This is a genomic window from Ruegeria sp. R14_0 (assembly GCF_017743975.1).
Classification (GTDB): domain Bacteria; phylum Pseudomonadota; class Alphaproteobacteria; order Rhodobacterales; family Rhodobacteraceae; genus Ruegeria.
The window spans coordinates 423,834-440,272 of sequence record NZ_JAGHRC010000002.1 but is presented as its reverse complement, the minus strand read 5'-3'; the positions used below and the strand labels follow the sequence as shown (position 1 = coordinate 440,272).

Annotated in this window: 16 protein-coding genes; 9 read left to right on the top strand and 7 right to left on the bottom strand. The window is 59.0% G+C overall.

What is annotated here, in order from left to right; genetic code table 11:
- Position 1: 1 nt before the first annotated feature.
- Positions 2–2,029 (bottom strand): NADPH-dependent 2,4-dienoyl-CoA reductase, encoded by a 2,028-nt coding sequence (locus tag J7416_RS08225; RefSeq protein ID WP_209224234.1) that lies wholly within the window; start codon positions 2,027–2,029, stop codon positions 2–4.
- A gap of 137 nt (positions 2,030–2,166) precedes the next feature.
- On the opposite strand from J7416_RS08225, the gene J7416_RS08220 reads away from it, so the two are divergent.
- Positions 2,167–2,652, top strand: a complete 486-nt coding sequence (locus tag J7416_RS08220; RefSeq protein WP_209224233.1) for an RNA pyrophosphohydrolase — start codon at positions 2,167–2,169, stop codon at positions 2,650–2,652.
- Here J7416_RS08220 and J7416_RS08215 read toward each other — a convergent pair.
- Positions 2,640–3,332 (bottom strand): NYN domain-containing protein, encoded by a 693-nt coding sequence (locus tag J7416_RS08215; RefSeq protein WP_209224232.1) that lies wholly within the window; start codon positions 3,330–3,332, stop codon positions 2,640–2,642. The genes J7416_RS08220 and J7416_RS08215 overlap by 13 nt on opposite strands.
- Before the next feature lie 145 nt (positions 3,333–3,477).
- Between J7416_RS08215 and J7416_RS08210 the strand changes: the two genes are divergently transcribed.
- Entirely contained in the window at positions 3,478–4,851 is a 1,374-nt protein-coding gene (locus J7416_RS08210; RefSeq protein ID WP_209224231.1) for a radical SAM protein, read from the top strand.
- Positions 4,848–5,687, top strand: coding sequence for a DUF547 domain-containing protein (locus J7416_RS08205; RefSeq protein ID WP_209224230.1), 840 nt, complete (start codon positions 4,848–4,850; stop codon positions 5,685–5,687). Before J7416_RS08210 ends, J7416_RS08205 begins: the two co-directional genes overlap by 4 nt.
- A 7-nt stretch (positions 5,688–5,694) precedes the next feature.
- Here J7416_RS08205 and J7416_RS08200 read toward each other — a convergent pair whose 3' ends face one another.
- Together J7416_RS08200 and nth are read right to left on the bottom strand one after the other, a co-directional pair.
- Positions 5,695–6,684, bottom strand: coding sequence for an adenosine kinase (locus J7416_RS08200; protein ID WP_209224229.1), 990 nt, complete (start codon positions 6,682–6,684; stop codon positions 5,695–5,697).
- Complete coding sequence (nth, locus tag J7416_RS08195; RefSeq protein ID WP_170426444.1) at positions 6,681–7,325, bottom strand: endonuclease III; 645 nt, start codon at positions 7,323–7,325, stop codon at positions 6,681–6,683. Before nth ends, J7416_RS08200 begins: the two co-directional genes overlap by 4 nt.
- Before the next feature lie 118 nt (positions 7,326–7,443).
- On the opposite strand from nth, the gene J7416_RS08190 reads away from it, so the two are divergent.
- Both J7416_RS08190 and J7416_RS08185 read left to right on the top strand, forming a co-directional pair.
- Entirely contained in the window at positions 7,444–8,295 is an 852-nt protein-coding gene (locus J7416_RS08190) for a bifunctional helix-turn-helix domain-containing protein/methylated-DNA--[protein]-cysteine S-methyltransferase (RefSeq protein WP_209224228.1), read from the top strand.
- Between the two features lie 51 nt (positions 8,296–8,346).
- Positions 8,347–9,249, top strand: a complete 903-nt coding sequence (locus J7416_RS08185) for a cation diffusion facilitator family transporter (protein ID WP_209224227.1) — start codon at positions 8,347–8,349, stop codon at positions 9,247–9,249.
- Positions 9,250–9,297: 48 nt separating this feature from the next.
- Here J7416_RS08185 and J7416_RS08180 read toward each other — a convergent pair whose 3' ends face one another.
- A complete protein-coding gene (locus tag J7416_RS08180) occupies positions 9,298–10,734 on the bottom strand; it encodes an aldehyde dehydrogenase family protein (RefSeq protein ID WP_209224226.1) in 1,437 nt (478 codons plus the stop codon).
- Positions 10,735–10,939: 205 nt separating this feature from the next.
- On the opposite strand from J7416_RS08180, the gene J7416_RS08175 reads away from it, so the two are divergent.
- On the top strand, positions 10,940–11,590 hold the full coding sequence (locus J7416_RS08175; RefSeq protein WP_209224225.1) for a peroxiredoxin: 651 nt from the start codon (positions 10,940–10,942) through the stop codon (positions 11,588–11,590).
- 45 nt (positions 11,591–11,635) lie between these two features.
- On the opposite strand, the gene J7416_RS08170 is transcribed toward J7416_RS08175, so the two are convergent.
- Positions 11,636–12,358 (bottom strand): glycosyltransferase family 25 protein, encoded by a 723-nt coding sequence (locus tag J7416_RS08170; RefSeq protein WP_209224224.1) that lies wholly within the window; start codon positions 12,356–12,358, stop codon positions 11,636–11,638.
- 212 nt (positions 12,359–12,570) lie between these two features.
- On the opposite strand from J7416_RS08170, the gene J7416_RS08165 reads away from it, so the two are divergent.
- The 3 genes from J7416_RS08165 (at position 12,571) to J7416_RS08160 (ending at position 14,150) form a co-directional block, all read left to right on the top strand.
- Positions 12,571–13,209, top strand: a complete 639-nt coding sequence (locus J7416_RS08165) for a DUF1326 domain-containing protein (protein WP_209224223.1) — start codon at positions 12,571–12,573, stop codon at positions 13,207–13,209.
- Positions 13,210–13,406: 197 nt separating this feature from the next.
- Positions 13,407–13,565, top strand: coding sequence for a hypothetical protein (locus J7416_RS22615; RefSeq protein ID WP_247744173.1), 159 nt, complete (start codon positions 13,407–13,409; stop codon positions 13,563–13,565).
- A 21-nt stretch (positions 13,566–13,586) separates the two neighbouring features.
- Positions 13,587–14,150, top strand: a complete 564-nt coding sequence (locus J7416_RS08160; RefSeq protein ID WP_348540254.1) for a class I SAM-dependent methyltransferase — start codon at positions 13,587–13,589, stop codon at positions 14,148–14,150.
- Positions 14,151–14,202: 52 nt separating this feature from the next.
- On the opposite strand, the gene pnp is transcribed toward J7416_RS08160, so the two are convergent.
- Positions 14,203–16,350 (bottom strand): polyribonucleotide nucleotidyltransferase, encoded by a 2,148-nt coding sequence (gene pnp, locus J7416_RS08155; protein WP_209224222.1) that lies wholly within the window; start codon positions 16,348–16,350, stop codon positions 14,203–14,205.
- Positions 16,351–16,439: the final 89 nt, after the last annotated feature.

The window sequence follows — 16,439 nt, the reverse complement described above, 5'->3', positions numbered from 1 at the left end:
CTCAAAATGTAGCTGCCAGCCTTGTACCCTGATTGATCGCGCGTTTGGCGTCCAACTCGGCGGCCACATCTGCGCCGCCGATTACATGCGGAGTGATGCCGCGTTCGATCAGCGCGTCGGCAAGGCTACGCTCGGAGACCTGACCGGAACACAACACGATCGTATCGGCAGAGATCACGGTCGGATCGGCGCGTTCTTCTCCAAAGCTCACATGCAGGCCATCTTCGTCGATGTGCTCGTAGTTCACGCCACCAACAAAGTTGACATCCTTCATTTTCAGCGTGGCCCGGTGAATCCAGCCAGTGGTCTTGCCCAGCCCCTTGCCATGTGCCTGTTTCTTGCGTTGCAACAGGGTAATGTCGCGCGCGGGTGCCGTTGGTTGTGGACCTTCTGGTGCCAACCCCGAGCGGTGTTCGGCCGGATCGGTCACACCCCATTCCTTCATCCAAGCGGGCAGGTCTGTGGTGATGCTATGGCCGTCCTCCAGCAGGAACTCGGACACATCGAACCCAATGCCGCCAGCCCCGATCACGGCAACGGATTTGCCAACCTCGGCCTTGTCTCGCAACACATCGATATAGTTCAGGACGTTTTCCCGGTCCTGACCCGGAATCTGAGGATCACGGGGTGTGACGCCGGTGGCGATGACAACCTCATCAAAGCCGGTCAGGTCGTCTGCGGTCACGTCGCGGTTCAGTTCCACGTTCACGCTCAGATCGTTCAGCATGGTGCGATACCAATCGACCAGACCCCAGAATTCTTCCTTGCCCGGAACCTGTTTGGCCATATTTAACTGACCACCGATCTCTGCGGCGCGGTCGAACAGGGTCACCTTGTGTCCCCGCTGCGCTGCGGTCATCGCAGTGGACAGGCCCGCCGGGCCCGCGCCGACGATGGCAACTGATTTTGGTGCTTCGGCAGTGGTGATTTCCAGTTCGGTCTCATGACAGGCGCGCGGGTTCACAAGGCACGAGGTCAGCTTGCCACTAAACGTGTGGTCCAGGCAGGCCTGGTTGCAGGCGATGCACGGCGCGATCGTCGCGGCCTCACCCGCGATGGCCTTGTTCACGAAATCCGCATCGGCCAGCATTGGCCGCGCCAGTGACACCATGTCGGCGCAGCCGGTCGACAGGACCTCTTCCGCAACCTCGGGCGTGTTGATCCGGTTCGAGGTGATCACCGGAATCGACACTTTTCCCATCAGCTTTTTCGTCACCCAGGCAAAGGCCGCGCGCGGAACAGAGGTGGCGATGGTCGGGATCCGAGCTTCATGCCAGCCGATACCGGTATTGATGATCGTGGCGCCTGCTTCTTCGATGCGCTGGGCCAGTTCAACGACCTCTTCATGGGTCGAGCCGTTGGGGATTAGATCGATCATCGACAGGCGGTAGATGATGATGAAATCGGTACCCACGGCCTCGCGGGTACGGCGAACGACCTCAATCGGCAGGCGCATGCGGTTTTCGTATGATCCGCCCCAGCGATCCTCACGCTTATTGGTGTGGGTCACCAGGAATTGGTTCAGGAAATACCCCTCGGAGCCCATGATCTCGACCCCATCATAACCCGCCTTCTGGGCCAGAACAGCGGCGTTCACGATGTCAGCGATTTGCTTTTCGATCCCTTCTTCGTCCAACTCATTCGGTGGAAAGGGCGAGATTGGGGATTTCACCGGGCTGGGGGCAACACATTTCGGACCATAGGCATAGCGCCCTGCGTGCAGGATCTGCATCGCAATCTTGCCGCCCGCCTCATGCACGCGCTGGGTCACGATGGAATGGTTCGCGACCTCTTTGTCGTTGGTCATCATCGACGCCCCCGGCAGAACCGAGCCTTCAAGGTTCGGACCAATCCCGCCCGTCACCATCAGCGCGACGCCACCACGGGCGCGGTCGGCATAGAACTCGGCCACGCGGTTCCAGTCGCCGGTTTCTTCAAGGCCCGTATGCATCGATCCCATCAGGACGCGGTTCTTCAAAGTGGTAAAGCCCAGGTCCAGCGGGGCCAGCATGTTTGGGTACGCAGTCATGGCGAACTCTCCCTCCCGAATTCTCAGCGTTAGATTGACGTTTGCGTCAACTTTGTCACGTGAAACCTAACGTCAAACCCTTTGCTGTTTCTGAAACGCTTGTTACAGAGTTTCCAACATAATTCACGAGGCCGCGCATGACCCCCGAAGAAATCGCCAAACTGCCCTATCGCCCCTGCGTGGGACTTATGCTGATGAATGATGAGGGCAAGATTTTCGTCGGCCAGCGCAATGATCGTCACAAAGAGGCCTGGCAGATGCCGCAGGGGGGCGTCGACAAGGGCGAAGATCCCCGCGACGCGGCCTTGCGAGAGCTTTGGGAGGAAACCGGCGTGACCGCCGATCTGGTCGAGGTCATGGCCGAGACGGATGGCTGGCTGCCCTATGATCTGCCGCATGACATCGTGCCTAAAATCTGGAAAGGCCGGTATCGCGGGCAGGAACAGAAATGGTTTTTACTGCGGTTCACCGGCCGCGACGACCAGATCAACATCCAGACCGAGCACCCGGAATTCACCCAGTGGAAATGGCAGGACCCCGGCAAACTGATCGACGAGATCGTGCCGTTCAAACGCGAGGTTTATCAGCAGGTGGTTGCGGCGTTTGGGGACTATTTGGGCTGATGGGTTTCTGCGAAGCTGTCTGGTCGGAAACGCACATGCGCATCAGGGCCTTTGGGGTCCAATTCAAACAGATGTTTCCGTACTGATAAGTAGCCGCGCCAGGTCTTTTCAGGGTAGGTACTGATCTTGATGTCGTGCAATCGACGCATTCGCACGTTGAGATCGGCGATGGGTATCCCCCGTCCACTTTTGCTGCCGACGGCAATGACACTTTGAATTTTCTCGTCCAGATCAGACGGCAGGCGCACTGTTTTGTTGTGTGAGTGGGGGACATCATTTTGATTTTGCGGAAGTTCGAGAAACCTTGTGCAGCTGTCCCGCAGAGAACGTGGGGTTTTTTGTTCGCCAAGGCCAATCGTCCCGATCCCGAATTCCCGCAATCGGCGGTGTAGGTGCGCGAAATCTCCGTCCGAACTGGCGATCACCACCGTATCGACAATTTGTCGCAAAGCCAGCTCCATTGCGTCGATGGCCAGCAGAAGGTCAGAGGCATTCTTTCCCTTGCCGCTGTGGATCAGTTGAAACAGTGTCGCTTCGTGCCAAAGTGAGTTGCGCTGGGCGTCCGTATAAACCCGGGCAATATCGACTTGCCCGCCATTCCGCCCGATCTGGTGAATTGCGTCTCCGAAGGTGGGGCTGAGATTATCCCCATCAATCAGAACTGCCACCCGCTTGGTCATTTGTGGTCAAATTCCTTTTTTCAATCCCTGTCGGATAGCTTGATTTTTTGGCGAAATTTTGGCGCACTGACCTGTTGATCACCCTGTGACAACTTGCCGTGAGGGGGCGTGGATCGGGTCGCGCTGCGTCTCTAGCTTGGGACGCATGAAAGATACCCCGCCTATTCCTTTTGCTATCTCCCCCGCCGGGCGTAAGTTCACAGGTACTGACCGCCGCGCTCCGCTGCGTGGCGGTTTGCAGGGATGCGGCGAATATGGTGCTGGCCAGACCGCAGGCCGGTTCTATCCCATCGCTTGCGTTGCGCTGGAAGTCACCCAGCGTTGCAATCTGGATTGCACGCTCTGTTATCTCTCGGACCGGGCCGAGATGACTTATGATCCGCCACTCTCGGTGCTGTTCGCGCGGATCGCTACGATCCACAGTCACTATGGCCCCGGTGTCTCGGTCCAACTCACGGGCGGCGATCCGACCCTGCGCAAGGTCGAAGACCTTGAGGCCCTGTGCCGCGAGATCAAACGTCTGGGCATGCGATCCTGCCTGATGACCAATGGTATCCGCGCCAGCCGGGCCTTTCTGACGCGGCTTGCAGCGGCGGGTCTGGATGACGTGGCCTTTCATGTGGACATGACCCAAGAACGCAAGGGGTTCGACAGCGAGGCTGAACTGAACGTTGTGCGCCTTGCCTATATCCGCCACGCAAGCGGGCTGGGTCTGCGGGTGTTGTTCAATACGACCGTGTTTGGTGGTAATTTCGATGAATTACCCGCGCTGGCGCGGTTCCTGCGCGATCAGCCCGAGGTCGCCTTTGTCTCGTTCCAGATGCAGGCCGATACAGGGCGTGGAGTGCTGCGCGAAAGGCCTGATGCGATCACGCAGGTCAGTGTGATTCACGCGATTGAGGCCGGGTACGAAACACCGATGCATTTTGACACGGCTGCTGTCGGTCATTCCAAATGCAACCGCTATGCCAGCGTCGTCACGGCCGGCGGGCGCGCGGTTTCAGTTCTGTCTGCAAAGCGACTGACACATCAGGTGATGGCCGCACTTGCGCAGGTCGATGAGTCGACAGACGGCCATATCGACATCCGCGACAGCGTTTGGCGTCTGGTGCGGAGAAACCCGTTGCTGGCTGCAAGAGCGGGCGTGCATCTTCTTGGCTGCGTCTTGCGTCTGGGCCGCGGCCTGTTGCGCGGCCCGGTCCGGCGGCAATCGGTTTTCGTCCATAATTTCATGGCAGCGGATGCTTTGGAGGAGGACCGCTGCGCCTCGTGCGTTTTCATGGTTGCCACGGCGAACGGTCCACTGTCCATGTGCGTTCACAACGCGCAGCGCGACCTGCATCTGGCAACGCCCGAGCGCATCGATGGCCCAACCGGCCCAAGTTGGTGGAACGCTGCGGTTCCACGCCTGTCCGGCGGTTCCGACCTGCCGGATCTGAACGACCCGGCGCTGGCCCCTCTCAAACGGCTCAAGGGGCAGATGCGGGCCCTGCGGCGAACCCAAAAGGACGCGTCATGAGAAATCTTCTGATCCTGCTCTTGCTGCCGGTGCTGGCCGCCTGTGCCAACGTCGAACGTCTGGCCCTGCCAGCACCTGAGGCCCTTCCAGGGCAGACGCTAACCCGTTTTGCGTCGCCGCCTGGCGAGGCGATCGACCACCGTGTCTGGGACAGGTTTCTGGACCGCTATGTTGTCACGGATGCGCAAGGGGTGAACCGGGTGGCCTATGGGCAGGTGTCGCCCGAGGATCGGACGAATTTGCAGAGCTACCTTACCGCGTTGCAAGCCACCGATCCTGCGCAACTGACCCGTGATCAGCAACTTGCCTATTGGATCAACCTGTACAATGCGCTGACAGTCGATGTGGTGCTTGAGAATTACCCGGTCGCCTCGATCCGTGACATCAAGGACGGGCCGCTCTCGATTGGGCCGTGGAACCGCCCGCTTGCGCAGGTGGCGGGTCAAGCGTTGACGCTCAATGACATCGAACATCGCATCATCCGGCCCACGTTCAACGAACCGCGCATTCACTATGCGCTCAACTGCGCCGCAGTTGGGTGCCCCAACCTGATGGACCGTGCGTGGCGCGCTGAAACACTGGAACGCGACTTTGCGGCAGCCGAGCGCGCCTATGTCAACGACCCGCGCGGCGTGCGGTTTGATGACCGTGGCGGGCTTATAATGTCCAAAATCTATATCTGGTTCCGAGAGGACTTTGGCCCGAACGAAAAGGCTGTTCTGGCCAATATCGAAACTGCGGCAGAGCCTGATCTGCGCATGCGCCTGCAACAGACGCCGCGTGTCAAAGCATACCAGTACGACTGGGCGCTGAACGACGCGGCGGCTGGATCATAGCTGGCGGCTACAGCAGCCCTTCGGCGCGCAGCAATTCCTGCATGTTGGCCTCGGGACGGGGGCCGATATGGCTGATGACTTCGCGGGCACAGACATTGCCGATCTTGGCGCAGGTCTCATAGTCGCGACCCGTGGCCATGCCAAACAGGAAGCCCGCTGCAAACTGATCGCCTGCGCCGGTTGCATCCACAGGGACAACCTTTTCTACCGGCACGTCAAAGCGCGTGCCCTCACTCAGAACGGTCACGCCATCGCCTGACCGTGTGCACACGACCAGCGGGCAGATCGCAGCGGTTTTGGCCAGCGCTTCTTCCAGATCATCGGTTTCGAACAGCGACTTGATCTCGGCCTCGTTGCCGATCACGAAATCCAGTTCGTTTTCGATCAACAGCAGGAAATCCACGCGGTGACGTTCCACGCAGAACGGGTCGGAGATGGCGATGCCGGCCTTGCCGCCGCCTTTGTGACAGTTGCGCGCCGCCTCTAGGAACGCCGCCTTGCCCTTTTCCTTGTCGAACAGATACCCCTCAAGGAACATGATCTGGCTATTGCCTGCGACCTCTTCCGAGACGTCTTGAGACGACAGTTCCGAGGAAATCCCAAGGTAGGTATTCATCGACCGCTCGCCATCGGGCGAGACAAAGATCATCGAGCGCGAGGTCGGCAGCTCACCACCCGGGACCGGGGGGTTCACAAAGTCGACGCCATCTTCATTCATTGCGTCCGCATAGAACCGGCCCAGAGCGTCGTCGTGGACGCGCCCGATAAACGCCGAATCCAGCCCCAGTGCGCCTGCGCCAGCAATGGTGTTGGCAACCGATCCACCCGGCGTCTGCACCCGGCTTTCCATCGAGGCGTAAAGTACCTCGCCACGCTCCTGCTCGATCAGTTGCATGATGCCTTTCTCGATGCCCATCAGCTCTAGGAAACTGTCATCGGCCTGGGAAATCACGTCTACAACAGCGTTACCGATGCCGGTCAGTTGATAGGTTTTCATAGGTTCTTATCCTCAAATTCGCAGAGATCGCGGATGATGCAGGTGCCGCACATGGGTTTGCGCGCCTTACAGTGATAGCGGCCATGCAGGATCAGCCAGTGATGCGCATGCAGCTGGAAATCGGTTGGAATGTTGTCTTCGATGGCGCGTTCGACGGCGTCGACATTCTTGCCGGGGCAGATGCCCGAGCGGTTGCCGACCCGAAAAATATGGGTGTCCACCGCCTGCGCCGGGTATTGCCACCACATGTTCAGCACAACGTTGGCCGTCTTGCGCCCGACACCGGGCAGAGACTGCAAAGCGGCACGGGAATTGGGCACTTCGCCACCATAATCATCGACCAGAATACGGCTGAGCTTGATGACATTTTTAGCCTTCTGCCGAAACAGGCCGATGGTCTTGATATGCTCGATCAGACCCTCTTCGCCCAGATCCAGCATTTTCTGCGGAGTGTCGGCGATCTTGAACAGCTCTTTCGTGGCTTTGTTGACGCCCGCATCGGTCGCCTGCGCTGACAGCGCAACTGCGACCACCAGGGTGTAGACGTTCACATGATCCAGCTCCCCCTTGGGTGCGGGGTCGGCGTCGTGAAAACGCGTAAAGATCTCGCGGATCGTGTGATATCCAAGCTGCTTTGCCATCCGGGCCTTAATGCCGTTCAGGACGCGGCGATACAAGTGCAAAGCCAATGCGCATGTTCCGGGTCGCGAGGGCGTGGCCCGCAGGTTATGGTTGGAACAAGACAACGAGGTGAGAGTCATGAACGTCCAGACCCCGGAAAGCGGATACCACTACAACGTCATGCGCCGTGCCATCGACCTGATCGATCAAGGCGGCGAGGGCATGAGCCTTGAAGAACTGGCCCGCGAGATGGACATGAGCCCCGCGCATTTCCAACGTCTTTTCTCGCGTTGGACAGGTGTGTCGCCCAAGCGTTACCAGCAATACCTGACCCTTGGCCATGCCAAGGCGCTGTTGCGGGAACGGTTCACCACGCTTGAGACGGCGCACAATGTGGGCTTGTCCGGCAGTGGTCGTCTGCACGATCTGTTCCTGAAATGGGAATCCATGAGCCCCGGCGAATATGCCCGCAAAGGCGCAGGTTTGACGATCTACTGGGGCTGGTTCGAATGCCCGTTTGGTCCGGCACTGGTCATGGGGACGGACAAAGGCATCTGTGGAATGGCCTTCGGGGCTGAAACCGGGGAAGAGGCTGCGATGGAGGACATGATCTCGCGCTGGCCAAACGCCGAATTCGTCGAAGACCCGATGCGGCTACGGCCTTGGGTCCTCAGCGCCTTTGGTGCAGCCAGCGACCGGTTGGAGCCCACGCCGCTCTACCTCATTGGATCACCTTTGCAGATCAAGGTGTGGGAGGCGCTGATGCATATTCCGTCCGGCCAAGTCACGACTTATTCCGAGATTGCCCAACGCGTGGGATCGCCCCAGGCAGTGCGTGCGGTCGGAACGGCGGTGGGACGTAACCCGGTCAGCTGGCTGATCCCCTGTCACCGGGCGTTGCGAAAATCCGGCGGATTGGGTGGCTATCATTGGGGCCTGCCGGTCAAACGCGCCATGCTGGCCTATGAGGCCGCCCAAGCGGACGCGTAGTCACGCCAAAAAGAGCCTGCCTGTCCAAGTGTCCTATGATAGTCAGGACTTATGAGGCAGCCGAGCAGAAACATCACGCAAACCATTGCGGCCTGGGCCATTCCGGTATCGGTTGCGGTGCTGATGCTCAAACTGCTGGCGTGGTGGGTCACCGGGTCTGTCGCGCTGTTGTCGGATGCTCTGGAATCGGTCGTGAACGTCGCGGCGGCGCTGCTGGCATATTTTGCGGTGCGTATTTCGGGCATGCCACCGGACAAAAAGCACCCGTTTGGACATAAGAAGGCCGAATACCTCTCGGCTGTGGTCGAAGGTACACTGATCGTTCTCGCGGCCCTGTTGATCCTGCGCGAGGCCACGTCGGCCCTGTTTGAACCGCATCTCGCGGGTGCACCGATGCTGGGTATTGCCATCAATGTGGGCGCGACATGCCTGAACGGTATCTGGGCGTTTCTGCTGTTGCGGATCGGTCGGCGCGAAGACTCCCCTGCTTTGGTTGCCAGCGGCAAGCACATTCTGACCGACCTGATGACCTCAGTCGGCGTTGTGGCGGGCTTGCTGGTTGCGATGGCGACGGGTTGGTTCATCCTGGATCCGATCATCGCGATTCTGGTCGCGATCAACATCCTATGGGAGGGGTGGAAGGTTATCCGCAGCTCGGTCGACGGGCTGATGGACGCCTCTTTGACCGACAGTGAGATGAGTACCGTGCGCGACACGATCGAGGCCAATCTTGGTCCAGCGCTGGAATATCATGACCTGCGCGGACGCCGGTCAGCCAATATGATCTTCGTGGAATTCCACCTTGTGGTCGATGGGGCGATGTCGGTCGCCGATGCGCACGACATCTGCGACGACATCGAAGAAGCCTTGGTTCGAAAATACCCCGGTTCGGTGTTCGTCATCCATCTTGAGCCGGACTCGGAACTTCAGCAGTCAAAGGAACAACCCGCATAAGAACGCGGCGTCATCGGCGCCTCGCCAAATGATCATGCGTTCCTTTTGTCAGGCCGTCCAACCCGAGACAGCTTTGACCTCAAGGAAATCCTCAAGCCCCCACAGACCGCCTTCGCGCCCGTTGCCGGACTGTTTCATGCCGCCAAAGGGCGACCCAGCGCTGCGGGACTTGCCGTTCATCTCGACCATACCGGATCGCAACACGCGCGCCATTCGGTTGGCGCGGTCGCCGTCCTGAGTCTGAACATAGTTGGTCAGGCCGTAAGGTGTGTCATTGGCGATCTCGACAGCCTCTTCTTCGGTATCAAAGGGGATCATCGTCAGAACCGGGCCAAAGATCTCTTCGCGTGCGATGGTCATCTGGTTGTTGGCATCGGCAAAGACGGTGGGGCGCACGTAGTAGCCCTTGTTTAGACCCTCTGGTCGACCTGTGCCGCCTGCAACCAGACGGGCGCCTTCGTCTATGCCCTTCTGGATCAGGTCCTGAATTTTGGTCCACTGCACTTCGTTCACAACAGGGCCGATGTGGCGGCCTTCGTCCTGCGCGCTGCCGACCGAGACCATGTTGGCCACTTCGGCCGCAGTCTCAACGGCCTGGTCATAGATCGGGCGCTGCACCAACATACGGCTGGGGGCGTTACAGCTTTGGCCGGTGTTGTTCATCATGTGCAAAACGCCGCGTTTGACCGCCTTTTCATCGGCGTCGGCAAAGACCACGTTTGCGCCTTTGCCGCCCAGCTCAAGGTGTACCTTTTTCAAAGTATCGGCCGCGTTCTTGGAAATTGCCGTCCCGGCCCGGGTCGAGCCGGTAAAGCTGACCATGTCCACATCCGGATGCGCCGACAGTTGCGAGCCGACGCCGACCCCGTCGCCATTCACCAGGTTGAAGACACCGGCAGGGAAGCCTGCCTCGTCCATCATCTCGGCAAAGATCATCGCGTTCAGCGGGCTTTGTTCGGACGGTTTCAGAACCATCGTACAGCCTGCAATAGCCGCGGCACCGACCTTGAGCGTGATCTGGTTCATCGGCCAGTTCCAGGGCGTGATCAGAGTTGCGACGCCAACGGCCTCGTAGATGATGCGGTCATTGGGCGCGTGCTCGCTCAGCGGTCGGTCAAATTGAAACGCCTTTGCCGCTTTGACAAAGTTACCAAGGTGCCAGATCCCCGCGCCGGCCTGCTGCGTGCGGGCCATGTCGATAGGCGCGCCCATTTCAAGAGACATAGCCTGCGCCAAATCCTCGGACCTGGATTGGTATATCCCGATCAGCTTTTCGACCAGGGCGATGCGTTCTTCCACAGGGGTTGCCATCCAGCCGGGCAGGGCGGCCTTGGCGGCTGCCACGGCGGCGTCCGTGTCAGCCTGCGCGCCCAGCGAAATTACGGCGCAAGGTTCTTCGGTCGAGGGGTTGATCACCTCGAAATCATGCGTCGCAGATGGGGCGACCCATGCGCCGTTGATGTAGAAATTGCGCTTGTCGATCATCGCTTTTTCTCCTGATCCTGTGGCCCGGATATCGGGAATCTGCGCTACTCTGGCACTGGCCAGTCAGCGTGGCAAGGAGGAATTTGATCAAATTATTCCCTCAGAAATCCGTACCCATTTGGGCTGCGGATGGTTTAACAATGGCGCAGAGTGACTAGGTCTTTGACGACCGACTCGGATAATTCACATCGAAAGGAGATGCCCCATGGGTTTGCGCATCAATGACACCGTTCCGAATTTCACCGCAGAAACGGATCAGGGCACCATTCAGTTTCATGACTGGATCGGCGACAGCTGGGCAATCCTGTTCTCGCACCCCAAGGATTTCACTCCGGTCTGCACCACCGAGTTTTCCGCCGTGGCGCAGTTGAACGACGAATGGGCCGCGCGCAACACCAAGGTGATCGGCGTATCCGTCGACAGCGCCGAGGATCACCGCAACTGGAAGAAGGACATCGAGGCCTACGGAAAGGCCAATCCGGGTTTCCCGATTATCGCTGACGATGGTTTGGCCGTTTCCAAAGCGTTCGACATGCTGCCAGCCGAGGCTTACCTGCCCGATGGGCGCACCCCCGCAGACAGCGCCACCGTGCGTTCCGTCTTTATCATCGGCCCGGACAAACAGCTGAAACTGTCGATGACCTACCCGATGACTGTGGGCCGCAACTTTGCGGAAATCCTGCGTGCGTTGGACGGGCTGCAGATGAGCTCGAAAGGCGTTGCGACCCCTGCAAACTGGGTGCCGGGCGAAGACGTCATCATCCCGCCTGCCGTCTCGAATGAAGAAGCGAAAGAGAAGTTTGGCGAGTTTGAGACCATCTTCCCATATCTGCGCAAGACAAAAGCACCCAGCTAAATCAGCGCGGGCGGTGCTGTTTGCCCCGCCCGCAACTCACCGCACTCAGGCTGCCGTGTGCTGCGGAAACTGATAGAGTCTCCGACGATAGGCCGCGCGCTTGAACTCCCGCGTTAGCTTGTCTGCCAGTGGCGGGCTGCTTTGAATGGTGGATCCGCCGATCTCCTGAGCCACTTCCTGATTGCCGCTGCCCTGCAGCGACAAAATCGGCTGGCCTGTTACCCAATGCATCTGCAGGAATGTATCCACCGGGCGGTCGATCTGGGTTGTCACGGCCAGCAAACGTTCGGCCGCGCGCCGACCCACCATTTGGCAAACACATTGCAGGCCTATGACCTTGGGCAGGATCAGACGCAGCCCGTTATGCTTGGCCAGTGTCAGCGCGGCTTCTTCGCGTTGCTTCACGGGAATACGGATATAGTGATCCTCGGTCGCGATCGGTTCCAGCATCTCTAGCGCTTCGGACATGCGGCACGGGTCAATGCGCAGATCGTCCTCGGTGATGATCGCGCGATCAATCTTTTCATCCACCATCTTGCGCCAGATACGGCGGTGGCTTTCAAACACTCCAATCTCAGCTGCACGCAGCGGAAAAGGGTATCTGGGCCTGTACAGATCGCCGGGAAACAGCTGAACATCGGCAATTTGTTCAGGGTCCTTGCCATTCACAGCCTCGAACAATTCTGCATTTGGCAGATGGGCGCACAGCCATTCGGCGTTGGGCCGTCGCGCTGCGCTTGAGGTCATGTGGATGACAAAAGATTTCATGGCGTCGTGCATAGAACACGGTGGCCTTGGGGGGAAGAGGAAGTGGAAAGAAACATTGCCTAGGGATCAATCCAAAAGCTTGGTGCGCGAGTCAGCTGATGTCTGGCGCGGGCGCGTCAATTCCAGAGAAAAGCCAAAACGTGTTATAGTCCCTGAAACGGGCAAGTTACCTCAGACATCGGGCTTTGAACTGTTCAACACAGGAGAAGACGATGGCTTTTACAGATTGGTACATTGAAGGGGACGCGTTTGGGAATTGCAATTGCAGCTACGCCTGCCCTTGCCAATTCGAAGAAATGCCGACCCATGGAAACTGCCGCGGCTTTGAAGTGCTGGACGTCTCAAAGGGTCACTTTGGAGACCTTGATCTTGCGGGCACCAAGGCGGCGCTGATCTACGCCTGGCCTGGCCCGATTTTCGAAGGCGGCGGAGAAATGCAGGTGATCATAGACCCCGGTGCATCAGACGCGCAGCGCGCGGCATTGGAGAAGGTATTTCATGGTGAGGAGACCGAGGAAATGGCCACCCACTGGTTCGTTTTCAGGGCCATGTGTGACACGGTCCATGACACCCTTTACGCACCGATTGACTTCGAAATGGACATGGATGGGCGCAAGGCCAGGGTTGAGATTGGCGATGTGCTGCGATCCACGGGCCAGCCGATCCAGGCGCCCCACGGTGGCGGTGCGCATCGCGTGCGGATCGACATCCCCGGCGGGATCGAATTCACACTGGCCGAGATCGGTAGCGCTTCGACCAAGGCGGATGCGGCGATCAAGCTTGATCTGAATGACAGCTATGGCCAGTGGCATGTCATGAAGCACGGACCATCGGGTGTTGCGCATTCATAATCTGCCATGCGCCTCCGGGCAGAAGGCCAGAGGATTGAGACTGTGCTCGCGGCGCAGTGCCGCTTGCGTGCATTTGAGCTCTGACAGCAAGTGGCACGAGATACAGCGCCGGGCCGGAATTCTGTTGCCCATTCAGACATGGACAAAGGTATCTGGGCTTTTAGAGTGAAATTCAGGAATATTGAGCAGATTTCTGAATGACCGATACCTCTGAGACCGCGAATGAGGACATTTATGATCCCGCATTCGTTGCCGACCTGTTTGACCGGTGCTCGGCAAACTACCGACGCTGGAGCGCGGTCAGTTCCTTTGGCTTCACCTCGATATGGCGCCGCCAGTGTGTTGCCCGTCTGTAGGCCCCTGTCGGGGGCGCAGCAGTGGTCGTTGATCTGATGGCGGGCACGGGTGAGGTCTGGCCACACGTGCTGCGGCGCTTTCCCGATATCGGCGCGATCACGGCGCTGGACATATCACACCGAATGCATACCGAGGCGGTGGAACGGCTGCACCGGCAATATGCCGAGAAGATCTCGCATCTGGAGGCCAACGCGCTTGAGACGGACCTGCCCGAGCATTTTGCGGACATGGTTGTCTCCACCTTCGGGCTCAAAACCTTCAATCCCGAACAGCAGTCGATACTGGCGGGTCAGGTGGCGCGCATTCTGAAACCGGGCGGGTGCTTTGCCCTCATCGAAGCTTCTGATCCCACCGGCTGGGTCCTACGGCCGGTCTATCGGATGTATCTGGACAAGGTGCTTCCACAGATCGAGCGGTTTTTTCTGAACGGCGCGCAGGATTTCAGCATGATCGGCACCTATACGCGCAATTTCGGCAGCAGCGCGCATATGGCGCAGGCATTGCGCGAGGCCGGTCTTGAGGTATCGCTGAAACGGCACTTCTTCGGATGCGCAACCAGTGTTGCCGGGCGCAAACCTGACTAAAAAGGCCCCGGCGTTTGCACCGGGGCCTTGATCATTTGAAAAGGAATGCAGATTACTCTGCGTCTTCTTTCTTTTCTTTCTTCTCGGGAACGATCTCTTCGCCGGTTTCCTGATCGACGACTTTCATCGACAGGCGGACCTTGCCGCGGTCGTCAAAGCCCAGCAGCTTGACCTTTACTTCCTGACCTTCCTTAAGAACATCCGACGGATGGTTCAGGCGGCGGTTTTCGATCTGGGACACATGCACCAGGCCGTCGCGCTTGCCAAAGAAGTTCACGAAGGCACCAAAGTCGACGATCTTGACCACTTTACCGGTGTAGATCTGACCTTCTTCAGGCTCGGCCACGATCGAATAGATCATGTCATAGGCCTTCTTGATCGACTCACCATCCGGCGAAGCGATCTTGATGACGCCATCGTCGTTGATGTCGACCTTGGCACCCGAGGTCTCGACGATCTCGCGGATGACCTTACCGCCCGAACCGATCACTTCACGGATCTTGTCGGTGGGGATGTTCATGGTCTCGATGCGCGGGGCGTGGACCGAGAATTCGTTGGTCTCGGACAGGGCTTTGCCCATCTCGCCCAGAATGTGCATCCGGCCGTCCTTGGCTTGCGCCAGGGCTTTCTCCATGATCTCGGGCGTGATGCCCGCGACCTTGATGTCCATCTGCAGCGAGGTGATGCCGTTTTCGGTACCAGCCACTTTGAAGTCCATGTCGCCCAGGTGGTCTTCGTCACCCAGAATGTCCGACAGGATGGCATAGTTGCCGTCATCTTCCAGGATCAGACCCATGGCCACACCGGCAACCGGTGCTTTCAGCGGAACACCTGCATCCATCATCGACAGCGAGCCGCCGCAGACCGACGCCATCGAGGACGAGCCGTTGGATTCCGTGATCTCCGACACGATGCGGATCGTGTAGGGGAAGTCGGTTGCCGCAGGCAGAACCGCCTGCAGGGCGCGCCATGCCAGCTTGCCGTGGCCGATCTCACGACGGCCCGGGCCACCAACGCGGCCAACTTCACCCACCGAATACGGAGGGAAGTTGTAGTGCAGCAGGAAGTTCGATTTGAAGTTGCCATGCAGCGCGTCGATGAATTGCTCATCGTCACCGGTGCCCAGTGTGGTCACGGCCAGAGCCTGTGTTTCACCACGGGTGAACAGGGCGGAACCGTGGGTCCGCGGCAGCATCGAGGTTTCGGCTTCGATGGCGCGGATATCGGTGGTCGAGCGACCGTCGATGCGCTTGCCGCCTTTGACGACGTCGCCGCGCAGGATGCCGGCTTCCAGCTTTTTCATCGCCGAACCAAGGTTGGCGTCTTCCAGCTGTTCCTCGGTCAGTGCTTCCTTGATCGCTTCACGAGCTGCGGCAACAGCGGCGGTGCGCTCTTGCTTGTCGGTGATCGCGAAGGCGGCGCGCATCTGCTCTTCACCGGCTGCGGAAACAGCGGCGTAGAGTTCCGAGTAATCGGGGGCCTGGAAGTCGAACGGCTCTTTCGCGGTTTCTTCGGCCAGCGAGATGATCAGGTCGATAACCGGCTGGATCTGCTCGTGCGCGAAGGTCACAGCGCCCAGCATTTCTGCCTCGGACAGCTCATAGGCTTCCGATTCAACCATCATCACGGCGTCTTTGGTGCCGGCAACAACCAGATCCAGACGCTGTTCGGGGTTCAGGCGCAGGTCCTGCATGTCGTCGACGGTCGGGTTCAGGACGTATTCTCCATCCACGAAACCAACGCGGGCACCGGCGATAGGGCCCATGAACGGCGCGCCCGAGATGGTCAGGGCAGCGGACGCTGCGATCATCGCAACGATGTCGGGGTCGTTGACCAGATCGTGGGACAGCACGGTGCACATCACCAGAACTTCGTTTTTAAAGCCGTCAACGAACAGCGGGCGGATCGGTCGGTCGATCAGACGTGCGGTCAGCGTCTCTTTCTCGGTCGGGCGCGCCTCGCGCTTGAAGAAGCCACCAGGAACCTTACCGGCGGCATAGTATTTTTCTTGGTAGTGCACGGTCAGCGGGAAAAAGTCCTGACCGGGCTTTTGCTGTTTGGCAAAGGTCACGTTGGCCATGACGCTGGTTTCGCCCAGCGTGGCAATCACGGTGCCATCCGCCTGACGGGCAACCTTGCCGGTTTCCAGTGTCAGCGTCTCTTCGCCCCACTGCATCGATTTCTTCGTTACATCAAACATATGCGTATCCTAGAACGGAGCACTCCCGCCCCTGCGGGTCTCCGGTTTTGCATGGCGGCCCCATTGCCGCCGACCCCACTTTATCTTCC